The 17,514-nt window shown below is 42.2% G+C and carries 18 protein-coding genes; 11 read left to right on the forward strand and 7 right to left on the reverse strand.

What is annotated here, in order from left to right; genetic code table 11:
- Positions 1 to 588 precede the first annotated feature (588 nt).
- Positions 589 to 2,178, forward strand: coding sequence for a methyl-accepting chemotaxis protein (locus LRQ06_RS17005; RefSeq protein WP_232768236.1), 1,590 nt, complete (start codon positions 589 to 591; stop codon positions 2,176 to 2,178).
- A 26-nt stretch (positions 2,179 to 2,204) separates the two neighbouring features.
- Here LRQ06_RS17005 and LRQ06_RS17010 read toward each other — a convergent pair whose 3' ends face one another.
- Positions 2,205 to 3,086 carry a LysR family transcriptional regulator gene (locus LRQ06_RS17010; protein ID WP_232768237.1) on the reverse strand — a complete coding sequence of 294 codons (882 nt, stop codon included), beginning with the start codon at positions 3,084 to 3,086 and terminating at the stop codon, positions 2,205 to 2,207.
- A 95-nt stretch (positions 3,087 to 3,181) separates the two neighbouring features.
- Between LRQ06_RS17010 and LRQ06_RS17015 the strand changes: the two genes are divergently transcribed.
- Together LRQ06_RS17015 and LRQ06_RS17020 are read left to right on the forward strand one after the other, a co-directional pair.
- Positions 3,182 to 4,150 (forward strand): nitrilase family protein, encoded by a 969-nt coding sequence (locus tag LRQ06_RS17015; protein WP_232768238.1) that lies wholly within the window; start codon positions 3,182 to 3,184, stop codon positions 4,148 to 4,150.
- Between the two features lie 63 nt (positions 4,151 to 4,213).
- Positions 4,214 to 5,362, forward strand: coding sequence for a 5-methyltetrahydropteroyltriglutamate--homocysteine S-methyltransferase (locus tag LRQ06_RS17020; RefSeq protein ID WP_232768239.1), 1,149 nt, complete (start codon positions 4,214 to 4,216; stop codon positions 5,360 to 5,362).
- 102 nt (positions 5,363 to 5,464) lie between these two features.
- Here the strand turns inward: LRQ06_RS17020 and LRQ06_RS17025 are convergent, their stop codons facing one another.
- Genes LRQ06_RS17025 through LRQ06_RS17035 form a run of 3 tightly spaced genes read right to left on the reverse strand, consistent with a single transcriptional unit; the run spans position 5,465 to position 7,198 of the window.
- The gene (locus LRQ06_RS17025) at positions 5,465 to 6,304 is read right to left on the reverse strand and encodes an MBL fold metallo-hydrolase (RefSeq protein WP_232768240.1); all 840 of its coding nucleotides are present in this window, start codon (positions 6,302 to 6,304) and stop codon (positions 5,465 to 5,467) included.
- 14 nt (positions 6,305 to 6,318) lie between these two features.
- Positions 6,319 to 6,645: a hypothetical protein gene (locus LRQ06_RS17030; RefSeq protein ID WP_232768241.1), complete on the reverse strand. Its 327-nt coding sequence runs from the start codon at positions 6,643 to 6,645 to the stop codon at positions 6,319 to 6,321.
- Between the two features lie 31 nt (positions 6,646 to 6,676).
- A complete protein-coding gene (locus LRQ06_RS17035; protein ID WP_232768242.1) occupies positions 6,677 to 7,198 on the reverse strand; it encodes a hypothetical protein in 522 nt (173 codons plus the stop codon).
- A gap of 135 nt (positions 7,199 to 7,333) precedes the next feature.
- Here LRQ06_RS17035 and LRQ06_RS17040 point away from each other — a divergent pair, with 135 nt between their 5' ends.
- Positions 7,334 to 8,233, forward strand: a complete 900-nt coding sequence (locus LRQ06_RS17040; protein WP_232768243.1) for a LysR substrate-binding domain-containing protein — start codon at positions 7,334 to 7,336, stop codon at positions 8,231 to 8,233.
- Positions 8,217 to 8,723, forward strand: a complete 507-nt coding sequence (locus tag LRQ06_RS17045; protein ID WP_232768244.1) for a GNAT family N-acetyltransferase — start codon at positions 8,217 to 8,219, stop codon at positions 8,721 to 8,723. Before LRQ06_RS17040 ends, LRQ06_RS17045 begins: the two co-directional genes overlap by 17 nt.
- Positions 8,724 to 8,822: 99 nt before the next feature.
- Here LRQ06_RS17045 and LRQ06_RS17050 read toward each other — a convergent pair whose 3' ends face one another.
- Complete coding sequence (locus tag LRQ06_RS17050; protein ID WP_232769005.1) at positions 8,823 to 9,581, reverse strand: 5'-methylthioadenosine/adenosylhomocysteine nucleosidase; 759 nt, start codon at positions 9,579 to 9,581, stop codon at positions 8,823 to 8,825.
- 169 nt (positions 9,582 to 9,750) lie between these two features.
- Entirely contained in the window at positions 9,751 to 10,647 is an 897-nt protein-coding gene (locus tag LRQ06_RS17055; protein WP_232768245.1) for a LysR family transcriptional regulator, read from the reverse strand.
- A gap of 172 nt (positions 10,648 to 10,819) precedes the next feature.
- Here LRQ06_RS17055 and accD point away from each other — a divergent pair, with 172 nt between their 5' ends.
- The 3 genes from accD to LRQ06_RS17070 all read left to right on the forward strand — a co-directional run bounded on the left by accD (position 10,820) and on the right by LRQ06_RS17070 (position 14,586).
- Positions 10,820 to 11,692, forward strand: coding sequence for an acetyl-CoA carboxylase, carboxyltransferase subunit beta (gene accD, locus LRQ06_RS17060; RefSeq protein ID WP_232768246.1), 873 nt, complete (start codon positions 10,820 to 10,822; stop codon positions 11,690 to 11,692).
- Between the two features lie 212 nt (positions 11,693 to 11,904).
- Positions 11,905 to 13,380, forward strand: a complete 1,476-nt coding sequence (locus LRQ06_RS17065; protein ID WP_232768247.1) for a gluzincin family metallopeptidase — start codon at positions 11,905 to 11,907, stop codon at positions 13,378 to 13,380.
- A 279-nt stretch (positions 13,381 to 13,659) separates the two neighbouring features.
- Positions 13,660 to 14,586, forward strand: coding sequence for a DMT family transporter (locus tag LRQ06_RS17070; protein WP_232768248.1), 927 nt, complete (start codon positions 13,660 to 13,662; stop codon positions 14,584 to 14,586).
- Positions 14,587 to 14,665: 79 nt separating this feature from the next.
- Here LRQ06_RS17070 and LRQ06_RS17075 read toward each other — a convergent pair whose 3' ends face one another.
- Positions 14,666 to 15,712 (reverse strand): helix-turn-helix domain-containing protein, encoded by a 1,047-nt coding sequence (locus LRQ06_RS17075; RefSeq protein WP_232768249.1) that lies wholly within the window; start codon positions 15,710 to 15,712, stop codon positions 14,666 to 14,668.
- Between the two features lie 189 nt (positions 15,713 to 15,901).
- Between LRQ06_RS17075 and LRQ06_RS17080 the strand changes: the two genes are divergently transcribed.
- The 3 genes from LRQ06_RS17080 (at position 15,902) to LRQ06_RS17090 (ending at position 17,440) form a co-directional block, all read left to right on the forward strand.
- Positions 15,902 to 16,234 (forward strand): DUF805 domain-containing protein, encoded by a 333-nt coding sequence (locus LRQ06_RS17080; protein ID WP_232768250.1) that lies wholly within the window; start codon positions 15,902 to 15,904, stop codon positions 16,232 to 16,234.
- On the forward strand, positions 16,231 to 16,716 hold the full coding sequence (locus LRQ06_RS17085; protein ID WP_232768251.1) for a hypothetical protein: 486 nt from the start codon (positions 16,231 to 16,233) through the stop codon (positions 16,714 to 16,716). Before LRQ06_RS17080 ends, LRQ06_RS17085 begins: the two co-directional genes overlap by 4 nt.
- A gap of 208 nt (positions 16,717 to 16,924) precedes the next feature.
- On the forward strand, positions 16,925 to 17,440 hold the full coding sequence (locus tag LRQ06_RS17090; protein ID WP_232768252.1) for a P-loop NTPase family protein: 516 nt from the start codon (positions 16,925 to 16,927) through the stop codon (positions 17,438 to 17,440).
- The last annotated feature ends 74 nt before the right edge of the window (positions 17,441 to 17,514 follow it).

The raw sequence follows: 17,514 nt of genomic DNA on the forward strand, positions 1-17,514 counted from the left end.
AACTTTTATCGATTGCATACCGTTGCATGTATCATTTTCACCGTGTTTTTACGGTGTGTATAAGACTATATATAAGTACATCGGTCAATTATAAAGTTCAATATAGTTAACTTTATGTGATTTAGAACATTAAATATATGGTAAATACACATTTTGGTTTACTTTATGTAACTTTTGTTCACGGTTAGGAATATAAAACTAAGGCATGTCATGATGGTATCGCTTTGGTTAACGAAAGTTAATTTTCGTTAACTGTTTATGACATCAGAATTTTTATTCAGTGTGGAGCATAACAATCGTCAGGGTTGCTCTCAATATAAGATACAACGTCACTTTTTTAACCCGACACCTAAGTTTTTAACTTTGTTTGTGGCGGGTATTTTTGGTGTTTCATCTGAATTGGCTGAAAAAGGGAGTATACATCACTATTTTTGACTAATTTATCAATAAATCCTCTCTTAAGAATAAAAAAGTAATAAACTCATTGCCTTGTCCTAATTATTGACTTGTGTCATTCTTTTGACTACTAAGTTAAATTTGTCAGTTTAGACATAGACGGTCCTAACTAATCAGGTGGTAGGTGCTTATATGAAATTATCTCAGCAATTAATTATGCTGGTTGTGGTTGTCATTCTGGGGTTGGCTTCTCTTGGAAGCTATGGGCTTTATTCAATACGGACAAGTTTGATTGATGCCCGAAAACATGAGTTAGAAACCACATTAACGTTTGCTGAAAAGCAGGTCGAGCCGGTTATTAAGGCAGAAAGTCTGGGGGAAATATCCCGAAAGAACGCAGAAGAAAAAGTTACGCAGATTCTATCTCAGTATCAATACGGTGATTCGTATATATGGTCAAATGACGAGCATGCAATTGCAAGAGTACATATAAAAAAAGAGAAAATAGGTCAGTTTCAGAGTTCTAATAAAAAATATCTGGATGAGTTGCAAAACAAGAAATTTATTTTTGCTGTCAGTAAAAGCTTAAAGCCCGGTACTCAAGAACAGATTTTGAAAATTAATGCGGTGGCTAAAATTCCGAAATGGAATTGGGTGATGGGAATTGGTGTTTATATGGATGATCTCTCCAATGCTTATTGGGATTTTGCAATCAAATTTATCCTTATATCGATATCAATGATTGTGATTATAGCCTTTACTGTTGTTTATATTTCGAGATCGATATTGACTAAGTTAGGTGGAGAACCAGACTATGCGGTGGCAATCACCAGCAAGATTGCTAAGGGCAGCCTAAATGAAATCATTGAAGGTTCGTTTAAAAAAGACAGTTTATTAGGATCCATTAACCTTATGCAAACATCCCTGAAGGAAATGGTGGAGAGTATACAAAAGGCTTCTTCCAGTTTGCATGTATCTTCAAAACAGTTGATGTCAGAATTTACGGTGATAAATGAATCGTCTCAAAAGTCTTCTGATGCATCGATTTCAACCTCTGCAGCGATCCAGGAGCTTTCAAATTGCATTCAAGAAATCTCTCTGAATGCACAGGAAACCGAAAATAATTCTCAGGATTCTTATAATACCAGTAATTCAGGCGTAGCTCTGATTCATGATTCAAATCAGACGATTGAGAGTATGTCTGAAAAGATAGAATATTCTGTCAGTGATTTTAAGAAGCTACAGGATAAAATTGATTCGATTGGAAATATTGTTGAAGTGATTAATGATATAGCGGGTCAGACAAATCTGCTTGCCTTAAATGCAGCAATAGAAGCGGCACGGGCTGGAGAACAGGGCAGAGGATTTGCGGTTGTTGCCGATGAAGTTCGGACTCTTGCTTCCCGGACGGCCTCCGCAACGGATGAAATTACCAGTACGATTGATATTATTCAAAAAGATACAGATGCTGTTGCACATGCACTTTCGTCAGTTTTACCTATGGTTGAAGAAAACAAGGCCATTTCTGGCTCGGTGAGTGATGTTTTCCAGGAAATCAGTACAAGCACCAACAAAACGCTATCAATGACCCGCGAAGTATCGAGTGCAACCGGTGAGCAGCAGGTGGCATCGGATGAGCTTGCTCGGAATGTTGAGCTGATTTCTGAAATGGTCAGAGATACCGCGAAATCGGTTTCTTCCTGTAACGATACCGTGCTTGAGCTGGATGTTTTATCAAAAGAATTGCTGAAGCACGTTAGTAAGTTTTCAATCAAACATTAGGGTCTGTTGACCCTTAGCATGCGTGTTTAACAATTTGTTGGTTTTATTGTTTTTACATTATCAATAAACCGGTCTCTGGCCGGATTGATTTTATCGGTATTCCAGATTAATCCGACATCCCAACATGCCGGCTCTTCATTCAGAGGAATCAGTTTAATGTCGGGGCGGCCGATTTCTTTGGCACTGGACGGAATCAATGTAAATCCCAGTTTTGATGAAACCAGAGCAAGTAATGTCAGGATGTCATTGGCTTCTTGTGTGGCAGTGAGCGGCTGTTTTTTGTCAGCCAGATAAGCGTGTATTTGCTGGTGAAGTCCCGGTCCACGGGAAGGGGTTAGCTGCAGGTAGTTCAGGTGAGACAAGGATGACCAGATGTTATTCCGGTCAATTTGTTCGCTTTTATGAACGGCAATCGCTAACCGGTCGGAAAAGAGCTTGATACCCATTAGCGGCTTTTCGATATTGTGCAAACGGTTGAAACTCAGATGGAGCTCGCCGGAAAGCAGTTTTTCTCTCTGAACCAGGGATGGAATATCATTCAACGTGATATGAATGTTCGGATAACGGTTTTTAAACCGGGCGATAGCGTCAGGCGCCTGCCGGTACGTTGATATGCCGAATCCAATGTTCAGATGACCGCGAGATCCTTCCGATACACAGGCTGAAAGTTTCTGAAAATCTGAAAACCGGTTTATCAGATGTTGCGCGTCAGACAGTAACGCTTGTCCGGCCTGCGTGATGACGGCTCCCTGCCTTCCTCGTTCAAACAAAAGGGTATTGGTTTCTTCTTCCAGTCGTTTGATTTTTTTTGTTAAAGCCGACTGAGTAATGCAAAGATTGTCGGCGGCAACCCTGTAATTACCGTCTTTGGCTAACTGACAAAATGCCTGAATCCGATCGATATTCATTCCATATGCTCATTGATAACAGATAATTTGTCATTATACGGAATAAAAAGTGCTGTTTAGACTGTTGATGTTCATTTTTTAACAGGAGTAGCAAAATGAAAGACGTAAGAGTAGCATCCGTTCAGTTTACTCATCGGGCCGGAGACAAGCATTACAATTTATCCGTCATCGAAAAGTTTGCCCGGAAAGCCGCAGCAAGCCGTGTTGAAATTATTGCTTTCCCGGAAATGTGCATAACCGGCTACTGGCATGTGTCTGTATTAAACAAAAACGAAATTGAAGCGCTTGCTGAACCGGTTCCTTCGGGTAGGAGTTCACAATACTTACTGAAGCTGTCAAATGATCTGAAGATAAGTATCGGAGCCGGGCTTATTGAAATTGACGAGCACGGAAACCTGTTCAACACGTATGTGTTTGCCATGCCGGATGGCCGTATTAAGGCGCATCGTAAACTGCATACGTTTGTGAGCCGACATATGAGCAGTGGTGACACTTATACTGTATTTGATACTCCGCATGGTTGTCGGGTCGGTGTGTTGACCTGCTGGGATAATAATCTTGTTGAAAATGCTCGTATCACGGCGTTAAAAGGGGCCGAGATACTTATTGCCCCTCATCAGACCGGAGGGTGCCACTCCCGTAGTCCTAACGCAATGGGGTTGATCGATTCTGAGCTATGGATAAACCGTCATACAAATCCGGAAGCGTTGCGAAAGGAAATGCAGGGGCCGAAAGGAAAGGAGTGGGTGCTTCGGTGGCTTCCGGCCCGGGCACACGATAACGGTATGTTTGTCATTTTCAGTAATGGAGTGGGTCTGGATTGGAATGAAGTACGTACCGGGCATGCTATGATTTTGAGCCCGTATGGTGAAAGGGTTGCCGAAACGGACAGTATTGAAGACGACATGGTGATAGCGGATCTTAAGGGCGCTGAACTTGAGATGTGCACGGGACGGCGGTGGATTCGTGGACGACGGCCTGAATTATACGGCGACCTTTGTATTGCCACCGGGAGAGAATTAGATCCGTATCAGGCACGGTTTTCTGATGAAAAAATTTCATGATCAATATGAAATAATATCCATTTTAAAGATGTCTAGACGTCTATTAATATAAGGGGCATTGAAATGAATTCAGAGGTATCTATCATGGCTGTTCGTCCCCCTTTCCGCGCTGATATTGTTGGCAGTTATCTTCGTCCTGATTATCTTCATCAGGCCCGACGCGATTATGCTTCAGGCAGTATTTCAAAAGAGCAGTTGACTCAGGTCGAAGATAAGGCGATCCGGGAGCTGGTAGAGAAACAGAAATCAGCCGGCCTGCATGTGGTTACCGATGGTGAGTTTCGTCGGAGCTTCTGGCACATCGATTTTCTTGAAAACCTGAATGGTATCGAAGGGTACGTGCCGCAAAGTGGATACAACCAGACTTTCCATGGGAAAGCCGCCCCGTCGTATAATATCCGGGTGGTGGATCAGCTGTCTTTTAATGATGATCACCCGTTTCTTGGTCACTTTACCTTTTTACAGAACCTTATCGGTGACGATGAGTCGTATGTCGCGAAGGCCACCATTCCGAGTCCAACCATGATTGTCCGGCAGGAAATTCTGGCCAATGATGGCTCATCCCGAGTGCACGATATTTATCCGTCGATTGACGATTTTTATCAGGATCTGGCACGTGTTTACCGGGAGGTCATTCAGGCATTTTATGCTGTTGGTTGTCGCTATCTGCAATTTGATGACACGAACTGGGCTTTTCTTGGTGATGCGGATAAACAACGCGAACTTGATCAAAAAGGCATCAATGCCGGGGAGATTGCGTGGAAATGTTCAGACATTATCAACAACGCTTTGCAGGGCAAACCGGACGATATGGTGATTACAACCCATATCTGCCGGGGCAACCATGCGTCATCCTGGCTGTTTTCCGGAGGTTATGAGTCAGTAGCGAAGCCGCTTTTCGCTTGTCACTACGATGGTTTTTTCCTGGAATACGATAATGACCGTTCCGGTGATTTTTCACCACTTCGTCACTGGACGAATAAAGAAAGCCAAGTCGTTCTTGGCCTTATCACGTCAAAATTCCCGCAGTTGGAAGATACCGCTGAGATCAAAGCCCGAATTGAAGAAGCCACGCAATATGTGCCTCTGGATAATTTATGTCTCAGCCCGCAATGTGGGTTTGCATCAACGGAAGAAGGCAATAAACTGACAGAAGAAGAGCAATGGAACAAAATCCGTCTGGTGTGTGATATTGCACCGCAGGTTTGGTAACGTGACATTGTGTATCCGCTAAATATCCGGACGTTATGAGGCAGAGGGAAACAAATCTGCCTCATAGAAATACGTTTAAAATAGGATAAGAAAGTCAGCAGATTACCCATTTACCGGATAATCAATAACAAATTCCCCGTTAATGTGATGAATTTTTGCAAAGCATGACTGAACCAAATGCATGCCGGTAATGGTGAGTTGTTGTTGACTCACTTCATGTAATAATTGTTTTCGTGTTAAAGAGGCTTCCTGTTTATCATAGTCGAACGCAATCGTGACCTCTGGATGGGCAATCTGAATCTCAGGGAAATGAACTATATCCCCCCAGATCAGTAAACGTTGTTCTGCAGATTCAATCAAAAAACCGCTATGACCAGGCGTATGTCCGGGTAGGGGAACCGCGTTTATTCCAGAAATTATTTCACCCTTCTGAAAGGTGTTAATTTTGCCTGCATAGTTAGCAAGAACTTTGCGAGCCAGTGTGAAGTTTCGCTTCGCTCTCTCATTGGCCTGATCAAACTCAAATTCACTTAACCAAAAATCATACTCATTCTGGTGAATGTATAACATTGCATTTGGGAACATGACATTGTCTTCATGAGTTAAAAGTCCGCCTATATGATCGGGGTGAGCATGCGTTAAAAGAATTATATCTATCTCATCCGGATGGATGTTTTGTAACCGTAACTGATCTGGGAGTTGTCCGCCCCATTGATTAATACCCCCGGCGCCACTGTCGACTAAGATTGTTTTTCCTTTTCCCTGAATTAAGAAGCAGTTGATATTTAATTTGCCAGGGTCACTTTTTCCTGAGCGTTCCAGTATGCGGTGTGCTTCCTGTATTTCAATATTGGAAAGGCACGCTACATCCGCGGTTAAGCCCCCGTCACTTAATGCACTGATCGTATAATCCCCAACCATCATTTGTGAATAATCTAACATAGTCAAAATACTCCTTAATTAAGTGCATATATATTTGAGGCATCGTATCCGAAACACCGAATTCTGGCGGGTAACTGAATCGTCTTAGCAACACAGGAATTCAGCCCGAGTAAAAATGACGTCATTATTTCAGCGGTTCGAAAAGGTTCCAGACGATATTTAATTTCTATACTTACCGGCAGTCCAAAACCGGGCGTCGTTTTGATGAATTGTATATTTACGTTATTTCGTTTTGCTTTTAACACATGTGTGCAGAGCTTGGTGCATTCTGATACAAACTGATCCAACTGCATGCCGGATGTCATTTCTGATTCAGGAATCATGATTGATATATTTGGCATAAATCGTTTCCTTACCCGAAATAATACGGGGTTATGCAGCGGTAAGTTGTGTTGTCAAAGGCCGGTAAACACAAGTGTCCTGTGAAAATAAAGAGTTTACACTTTGCCATTGTGAATGATGGATTTTTGCAAGCCACCTCTTCTCCGGGTTTTTATCTAACGAGGTTGCCTGTAACAAATAACTGTTGATCCCTAATTCAGATAAAATGGGTTCGTTTTTTGTGCTTAACAACAGGTATTCATTGTTATTCACCGGTGGCGCGAATTGAATACCACAGTAAGTATTTCGTCGCCAGTTCGTAATACAGTCCTGCCATTTTGCAAAATTTCCCCCGCCTTTACGGCGATAATCGTCACTGATTAAAATGTCTGCGTTTCGGATGGAATGTACCGCAAGATAAGCGGGGTGTGCCTCGTTTTCCGTGATAAACCGCTGTGAGGTCAGAAACCCATTGACATGAATCAGCGCCGGAAGTTTGTTTAAAGTATAAAAATCATTCCATGCCGCTTCCGTTTCAGCTGAAGAATAATCACATTCAACGGTATAAATCATTTGGTTTCTCCTGAGTATGATTTTAGAAATTATGACTATAAGTAATAGTAAAGAAATAAATGCGCCTATAAATCGAAATTTATTCACTTGTTAGTGATGAAATGTAATACTGATTTGAACCTGTCACAGGAGGACATGATGAGAAGAAAACTCCCCAGTAATGCTTCTCTTATTGCTTTTGATGCGGCAGCACGACATGGCAGTTTTTCTCGTGCAGCCGATGAATTAGCTTTAACCGAAGGTGCCATCAGCCGACAAATTGCACGATTAGAATCTTTTCTGGGTGTCTCACTTTTTGAAAGAACCGGGAATCGGGTACGGCTTCTTCCTAATGGTCAACGGTATGCCTCCCAGGTGGCAGAGATTCTGGATCGTTTAGAAAGAGATTCGCAATTTATGATGGGGCAAACCAACGACGGTGCCAGCCTTAATCTGGCAATCATTCCTACGTTTGCCGTCCGGTGGCTACTCCCCAGATTGAAAACGTTTAAAGCCTTGTACCCCAATATTTCGGTCCACCTTACGGAAAAGCTGGAGCCCTTTGTGTTAAGCCAAAGCAATTTTGATGCGGCTATCCACTATGTTCATCCGGCATGGGCGGGTATGCATACTCAGGAACTGTTTGATGAGAGGTTAATACCGGTATGCAGTCCTTGTTTACTTCAGTCTTATCCATCTCATGATTTAAATGACATGCCTCTTTTACACCGAAGGCAGAACCCCAATGCCTGGCAACTCTATGCAAGAGAAACCGGAGTGTTAATTGCCAACCCATCCGTCGGGTCTTACTATGATTTGCATTCTATGACGATTGAGGCTGCACTGGCTGGTTTAGGAGTGGCGTTAGTGCCTGCCGTTTATGTCGAAAGAGAGCTGAAAAATGGGTTATTGCTGAGTCCCTGGAAGGACAGCCAGACCGTGATAAAAACATTTTGTGCGGTGCTTCCTGAACCTTTAGGGATGAGTAGCAAAGCGGTGCAGTGTTTTATAAACTGGATAAAGGAAGAATCACAGTCGAATGAGAAAACCTCATGATAGATCGGGAGAAATGATGCTTATCAACATCAGACAAGCCGTAATAAATGATGCGAAAGCGATCAGTGAACTGATTGTACCTTTAACGGAAAAGTACGTTTGCCCGTCTTGTGATGTCGCCGTTCATCGTGTTTTGCTGGGCTCAATGTCTGAGGAGAGCATAGAAAGGTATTTGTCTGAAAATTATGCGTATGTCGTGGCGGTTACCCCGGAAAATGATGTGATTGGTGTTGCCGGTATTCGGGCCTATTCACATTTGTATCATTTGTTTGTCAATGATGATTATCAGGGTGAGGGACTCTCCCGACGGCTATGGGAAGCCATTAAGATGGAATCTCTCAGAAACGGTAATTGTGGCCGCTTTACCGTGAACTCAGCAATGAACGCAGAAAGTGTCTATGCGCGTTTTGGGTTTAAACGCACAGCAGGGGTAAGAAACCGACGTGGAATGGTGGATATCCCGATGGCACTGGATATGGTTTCTGATTGATGCTCAACAGAATAGAAAGCGTTCTCACCAAATGCTTTTAGGATATATGGCTTAGAAAAGACTAAGCCATATACCGGTTCCATCCGGGTAGGGCGAGACTTAAAGTTCTTTAAGCAAGGCCAGAGTGATTTTTGCTGAATTGTCCGCGGTTGCTTTTTTCAACTCACTGTATGTCACTTCGGCAGAGCCATCCGCTTTATCTGAGATGGTGCGGATGACAATATAAGGAATTTTAAATTTCTGTGCGACCTGACCAAGGGCGGCCCCTTCCATTTCGACGGCCATGGCATTGAATTCTTTATGAATATCACTCACTTTTTGTTTGCTGGCAATAAACTGGTCACCAGAAGCAATAATACCTTCATGCACCTTGTTATTTGGCAATACACTGATAGATGCCTGATAGGCTTTTTTCAGCAACGCTTTACCTGGCAGAAATTCTCGGGATGTATAGCCCGGCAGTAATCCTTTTGGCCGGTTAAAAGCTGTTAAGTCAACGTCGTGTTGAACCAATGCCGTAGATATCACGACATCCATCGGTTCAACTTCCGGAGAACAGGCACCGGCAATACCGGTAAATATAATGTCTTTTAAGTCGTATTTTGTTGCTAACAGAGTCGCTGTGATTGCTGTATTGACTTTCCCGACACCACTTTTCGTTATAACAACAGGCTTGCCGGCAAGTTCTCCCTGATAGAATTTATGATTGGCAATGGTAACGTCTTCTTTGTTTTTTAATTGAGGAACCAATGCTTCAATTTCAACATCCATCGCTCCGATAATGGCAATGCGTTCCTGAGCATAGGCTGAAACCGAGAGAAGAGTAGTTAATATTAACGTTATGATTTTTTTCATGATGATGTGGCCATATATGAAGTAATGACGCTATTGTAGTTATCTGTCAGTAAATGGCAAACGTTTGCTTAATCTTTGAGTTGGGATGTGTCATTCTGTATATGTTGTTATTTTTTAGTGTGTTGCCTGACGCTTTCCCTTTTCTAGGGAAAATTACGTGGATAAGCTCGTTTTATTTGATATTTCCTTGCTGCTGTAAGTGCTCAACAAACGTTGAAATTTTTTTAGCTAAATGTTTGCGGGAAGAATAAAAAGCGTACAACACCAAATCGGCTGGTTCGAACTCCAGTTTGATGATTTCCAGAGAACCGATACTGATTTCAGCTTGACAGGATTCGACCGGAAGTATGGCAAACCCGAGTCCTGCCAGTGCACCTGTTTTGGCAAGACATCCGCTATTAACTTTAAAAGATGACCTCACTTTCTGTGTAACCAAATCACCTTTTGTGTTTTTGAAAATCCAGGGCGTTCCGTTAAGTACTGTAAAACTACTGATACACGGGACATGGTTTAAATCTGTGATCCGAACGGGGCGTTTACAGGTTTCAATGAGTTTTGGGGATGCAACAACAGCGCTTGGCCAGCGCTTTATTTCTCTGGCGATCCAATTACTGTCTGATAATTTTCCCCGGTGAAAGCTTAGGATGACATCAAAGCCGTCAAGTAAGTCTTCTTTGGGGTTTATGCTGGTATCGCAGCATAATGAAACAGAAGGGTGCCGAAGGCAAAACGACACCACTGCCTGAGCAAGAACGGGAGAATCAGGCATCAGAATTCTGAGTTGTCCCGTCACTTTGTGTGAGTGTTGGGTGACTTCTTCCAGTGCGTCATTTAGTTTTCCCATAAGCGGTTGTGTCCGGGAATATAGCTGTTCCCCGGCGTCGGTTGGGGCTATTCGGCGTGTCGTGCGGTCAAAAAGTCTTGTATCGAGTGCTTCTTCTAATAATGCAATGTGTCTGCTGATATTGGATGTCGGTAAATTCAGGAATTCGGCTGCCCTTTTGAAGCTGTTGTTTTCATAGATACAGTGAAATGTTGTCAGCCATTGTTGGTCGATTTTCTCAAGCACGTCTTTTATCCCATATTATTGGATTTTTAAATCCATTTTTACCACTTTATTATCAAAATCGGGTTTATACAATGTTGTTCATTCAAATGTGCCTGTTTGTGAGCAAAAAGTACATTGACTGATACTCAATGTACAAACGCTATCAGACTATGGATATTATTAAAGGTTTTGTATGAACTGGCTTGAGAGGCTGCTAGAGAAAAAAAACGGATTAAGTACACGTAAGAGTCCGATTCCGGAAGGGGTCTGGACCAAGTGTCCATCCTGCCGCCAAATTCTTTACCGTATAACACTTGAAGAGAATTTAGAAGTCTGTCCGAAATGTGATTACCACATGAGAATGGCAGCGCGGCGTAGGCTGGAAACGTTTTTGGATGTGACTACAGAGAGAATTGAGATTGCCAGTGAACTTGAGCCAAGGGATTTGTTGGATTTTAAAGATCGAAAACGCTACAGGGAGCGCCTTGCTCTTGCTCAGAAGAGTACGTGTGAAAAGGACGCACTAATCGTGATGAAAGGAACGTTATCTGGTTTGCCGATTGTTGCCTGTGCATTTGAATTTGCTTTTATGGCCGGTTCGATGGGGTCAGTTGTCGGGGCTCGTTTTGTCAGGGCAGTGGAGGCCGCGATTGAAGCCAATTGTGGCTTAGTGTGTTTTTCTGCCTGTGGCGGAGCACGCATGCAAGAATCTTTGTTGTCTCTTATGCAAATGTCAAAGACCAGTGCCGCTTTAGATCGTTTATCAAATGTCGGTTTGCCTTATATTTCGGTACTGACCGATCAGACTTTCGGTGGCGTTTCGGCAAGTCTGGCAATGCTTGGGGATATTAACATCGGTGAGCCGAAGGCGAAGATTGGGTTTGCCGGGCGTCGCGTCATTGAACAAACTGTTCGGGAAAAACTGCCGGATGAGTTTCAGCAAAGTGAGTTTCTTCTGGAACATGGTGCCATTGATATGATTGTAGACCGGCGGGAGATGAGAAAAAGGGTGGGAGGTCTGATGGCTAAATTAATGAATGGTCCGGTCTTAAATGAAAGTGGTTGAATAAATAACTGGTCAGAGTGTACCTAAAAAATCTAAAATGGCATGTTGTTGATTTTAAAAGATGCCGGAGCTGGCTGGTGAGAGTTTTTTCTTTGTTGTTGCTTTTATTTTGTTCATTTGAGGTAAGCTGTGCAGAAAATTACACAGTGGATATTGTTAATCGGCCAGATACGCTCAGTGTTACCTATAGATTTAATATACCGGTAAAGAGTGTGAAATTTGGAAAAATGTTTGTACGGGACTCATGGGTGACAGAGAAAAAATTTGTCCATGAGAAAAGCGGTCCTTACGATACATACCGCAAAAAAGATTTGGCGTTTTTTCGTAAATTAACCATTACTGTGCCTGTTATTTATCAGGATACCAATTGGTATCCTCTGTTTTTCCTGTTTAAAAATGGAGGGAGGGAAGTTTTTAGTGGTTATTTCCGGCCAGATGTGATTGTTGGTGCTGGTGGCAACACATTAAAGGCGGATGGTTATCTGAATTTATATAATTCAGTAAAAGGGCAGAAGGTCATTCTTAGCAGGGAGAAACAGGGGAGAAGCCTTCGGAATATTCATCTAAAAAAGGATATCTATATTTATTTTGGTGAAAAGAAACTGCAGAGCGTTGGTGATGTTGATTACATTGTCGATTCGGGAGTTTCTGCATCAGTACAAAATAAGCTGGAAAATGTAATCAGTCGTGTTATCAGTCAGTATTCAAAAATTCTGGGTCAGAAACTGGGTCAGAATGTACTGGTCTTTTTGATGTTGGAGTCCGGCAACACTGATCTGGATTTAGACGGAGAGGTCACGAATTATCAGGTTAATCTGAAGATGACCGGAGAGTTTAATGCCGATAAACCATTTAATAGTAAGTTTCTTCATCTTATTGCCCATGAATTGTCTCACTTGTGGAATGCTGACTTATATACAAACCGTGGTCCTGGCTGGCTTCATGAAGGCAGCGCCGATTATTTTTCCACATATTTATTACGCAAGCTGAATCTGATTAATGCGTCGACATACAATCGTATTGTATCCGGTGCATTAAATACCTGCGCCAGTCAGGCTGGTCAGCATTCCCTGTCTGAATCTGATGTTAATGATATGGTCTATGGTTGTGGTGCGGTTGTCCACTATTCGGTTGATAACTACTGTGGCTTTGGCTGTTCGGCTCGTTTGTGGAAAACGTTATTTGCAAACCGTTCCTTTGAAAAAAACTATGACCAGAAATCATGGTTACGTGCATTTAAATCAGCAGTACAAAATGATAAGTTTTACAAAAAGGTATCTGATTTTATTCAGGAACCGGTCAAAGTCTCGGATATTGAGAATGTATACCGGGGACTTGGCTGGAATTTACTTAAGAAGCCGTTTCCTGAAAATAAAAAGCGTTTCTTTTCTTCCTTTAAGATGTTGTATCACTTGATGAATTCAGACTGTAGTGGCAGTTTTGCATATACTATGCAGTCAGACATGACCTTTCAGTTAATGAATACTTCGGATTGTCATACTTTTAAAGAAGGGAAAGTTACTCAGCTAGACAGACAATCTATCGGTTCGTATTCACTTTACCGGGAGATAAAGCAAAAGTGTGATAACGGTGGTACGGTCATGGTTGGGACAATAAAAGGCCAGTCATATTCATACGTTTGCCATGCTAAATTACCGGACTTACCTCCATATTTTGAGATACCATAAAAGAATAAGTTTAAGAAAGCCATTATTGCCAGATTGCTCCCTTTTAGATTAGCTTATTGTGTTGGAGAGCGTCGTTAAAAGTAGACTTGCATCAATAAATTGACTCTGTTAGCCTGATTACTCACTATTTCAAGGATATAACGCATGACACAGTATATGACTACTTACCTCTGGCTCCTTCTTATGCCCTGTGGTCGGTAGACATTGTTGTGCCCGGCTGCGAGTGAATGCAGCCGGAACGTCATTTCTCTCGTAGCCATTTTTATAAGGAACAGAGAAATGAGCGACACCAGTATCACCTCTTCGTCATCTTCTTATCGACAGTATCAACTGGGCATTTTATATGCTTCGGTTAGTGTCGGACTTTTTTCTATTAAGCCCATCCTGATTAAACTGGCTTACCAGGCAGGGGGGGATGCAACAGCGATTATGAGCTTGAGAGCGGCCAGTTCATTGCCATTTTATTTATTTATTCTCGTTTGGTTGTGCAGACGGCGTCAGGCCCGTATTAAGGTTCGTCAGTATGCATGGCAGGCTATGTTAGTGGGTATTCTCGGCTATTATTTTGCGTCCGCATTAGATATTTATGCTCTGGATTTTATTTCAGCTCAGTTAGAGCGGCTGCTGATTTTTTTATATCCCTCTTTTGTGATTATATTTAGCTGGTTTTTTTTCAGAGAACGACCAACTCCACGCATGATAACTTCTATTTTGATTGGCTATCTTGGCGTAATTTTAATCATTGCACATGATTTCAGAGAAACAGGGCAGTTGGTATGGGTTGGCAGTGGTTTAGCGGTCAGTTCGGCGGTGATATTCTCAATATATCTGATTTTGAGCAAGAAAGTGATAACCCGACTGGGGAGTGACTTATTTACCAGTATTGGGATGAGTAGTGCTGCAGCTGCTATCATGTTTCAGTACAGCCTTCAGGGAATGCCCTTTTCATCCATGTCCGGTGAATTAATTTGGATTGGTGTTGCGACCGGACTATTTTGTACGGTGCTCCCGTCTTATTTTATGGGGGCGGCAATGGCAAAGTTAACGCCGTCACTACTTAGCCTTACCGGAAACATTGGACCGGTTGTCACAACAATATTTGCAATTTTAATTCTGGATGAGCAGTTTACGGTGTTTCACCTCATTGGGATGTCTCTGGCAATATGGTCTGTTGTGAGAATGAAACAGAAGAGAAACCGACCCTAAACCATTGTGTTTTTAAATCAGGCAATCTGGTAATTTTTGATTGCCTGAATCATACCGGACACTACTACCGGTAGGCATATTAGTGATTATCCGGTTTTAAATTGTGTTTTCGGTAGTCTGTCGGCGTCATGCCGGTCACTCTGGAAAATTCCCGGTTGAAGTTAGATTTTGTTTGAAAACCTGAGTTCATGAAAATCTGAGTAACAGGTGCACGGGATGTTACCAAAGCTTGCTTTGCATGTTTAACCCGGTAAGCATTGATAAATCTGGAAATGTTTTGTCCGTGGGTTTGATTGACCGCGATTGAAATCTGCTTTGCCGGAACTCCAAGTTTACGAGTCAGTTTAGCGAGTGTCAGCTCCGGATCTAAGTACAATGAATCCTGACGAATTTTTGAATCTAAGAGCTCGGTAATTTCCTTAGCCCGTTCCACGGTCATGATCGGTGGTACGTTAAACTCTTTGTCTTCGAAGCTGTTCTCGTTTGTCTGATCTTGTTCTTGTTCTGGTATGTTAATGCCCGCGATGATAACAGCTATGGACAATACCGGTAAAAGAATCAGGTGCGCAATTGTCAGAATGTACAATGACCATGTTCCCTGGTTAAAGGCAAAATCCAGAGACATGCACGTATCAGTCAGTGCTGAAAATATCAGCATCCATCCGGCAATATTTTCCGCTTTTTTAACGCCCTCCCAGTTACCCAGAGATACATTGAGCAGTGGTGTTTCTTTTGCGGAGATGCGGATGAGTGCAATACCGTATCCGACATAAATTAAGGTAAGTGCTTCATCTAATGGTAATTTCAGCCAGAATTGAGTACTGGCACTGATAATGACATAAAACGGAACAATGTAATGTTTAATAGGGAAACGTTTATGTGAACGGCTGACATGAGCAAATGTATACCAGGCGACGATGGGAATCATGGAGGCCAGGATGGGTTGTGCAATGGTGAAAATGCTGAGCTGGAAAGTCCAGCGTAACCCGACCATTGCTGTCGTTAAGGCACATAGTCCCAAAAAAAGACAGGCCATTTTTGCCTGATGTGAAAACCGGAAATAAAGCGTTATTGCCAGTAATCCAAACAGCATAGAGACAATAAATGGGACTGGAATTGCGAGCATAATGTGTCCTATGTTAACAATAGAATGATCATCTTATTAAAGATAATGATAACCACATGAAAAACAATAAAAAATAAAGTTTAGACAAAAACCGGTTCCGGGACGACCTGAAACCCGTTTTAGGACGCTTGTTACTTCATTTTCTCTCAAAATATTACCACGTATTGTATTTGTTACGGAGATACATTTATGAGGTTCTATTTTCTTGCCTTTAAGCGTGGTTTTGACTTCTCGGGGTGTTCCTGCCGCCGGGAGTTCTGGATGTTTATGCTGGTGAATTTGTTTATAACATTCGTCTTTATTGCCGTCGATATTGTTTTTAATGTGGAGATGCCGGATATGGCTTACAGCATCGTGAGTTTTATCCCAATGCTTGCTGCTATTGTTCGCCGGTTACACGATATCAATAAATCCGGCTATTGGGGCTTTATCTTTCTTCTTCCGGTAATCGGGCCGTTCTGGTTGCTTTATCTGTTAATGCAACCGACAAAAATGTACGGAAATGGGGAAATACAGCTATGAAAATACGACGTTATTTTAAAGTATTCTTATTGATTTTGCTTTCTTTGTTTAGTCAGGTCACGGTTGCTTTACCTGCAGGAACTCAGGGTATTCTTACTGTAGAGAAAATGACACAAGGTGAGCTTTTGTGGCTTAAGGGGCGGATTGGCGATGCAACTTATACTCTGATCAAGGGAGGGAAAGAAACCTGTACTGTAAAAATACCCGTTGCCGTCGGAAGTAAATCGGACACAGGTCTGGGTATTAGCGAGACCAAAGGCTTAACCATATTCGTTATGAGTAAATCTCTTAGTGATGCGCTTATTCATGGGAAGCGTATTAACAGCGAAGACTGGCATTTTTCCACTCGTGAGCAGGATACCAATGCAGATGGGGTGGTTATTGAAGGTATAAAGACAGATGAAGAGTTTGTTCTCAATTCAAGAAGACGATGGATTTCCTGGTTGATGGGTAAGAGCTATGATTCTGATTGCGCCGAGTGATTTTTAGACAGTATGTCGTTGACAATCTGTTTTTAACATATGAAGATGATGGTATGAATACGAATATAAAACACCATCAATCCCGAATTATCATCATTCCTTAGGAATGGTGGGATTTGTGCTGAGTGACGTATTTGCCGAACCCACCCCATAGAGGTGGGTTTTTTGTATCTGCTTCGTGGGAATTATCTCAACTGAAGGAGGTTACATGAAAAGAATTGCAGTTTTTGGCAAGCCGGGCAGCGGAAAGTCGACTGTCAGTAAAGCGTTAGCTGCAGCAACTGGTATACAACTACATCAGTTGGATTCTATTGTTTACAAGAAGAACAGTGAGTTAGTTGAACATGAGATATACGATGAAGCACACAACGCCATTTTATCTTCTGAATGCTGGATCATTGATGGAATGGGATCTTTAGAGTCATTTAATCGACGTCTGGCAGCAGCTGATACATTAGTTTATATCGATCTCCCTTATCTGACGAGTTATTGGTTTGTGACGAAACGTCTGCTAAAAGGGTTCTTTATAAAGCCGGAAGGCTGGCCTGAAGGATGTTCTGTTTTAAAAGGTTCGTTACAAAGCTATAAGACCTTAAAGCTCTGTCCGAAATTCTGGAATGACGAATTTATGTCCGGATTAGAAGCACAAGCCAGACATAAAGAGGTGTACATAATCAAAAGTGTTTTTGAGTTAAACCAGTTTGTTTTTCAGAATGTAAAATAAGCCCGGCTTGTTATGATATGACTGAAACTTAGGTAGATTCAGAGCCCCTTTGGTAGAGGGCTCTGAACGGCGCC

Source organism: Vibrio salinus (genome assembly GCF_021272385.1).
Classification (GTDB): domain Bacteria; phylum Pseudomonadota; class Gammaproteobacteria; order Enterobacterales; family Vibrionaceae; genus Vibrio; species Vibrio salinus.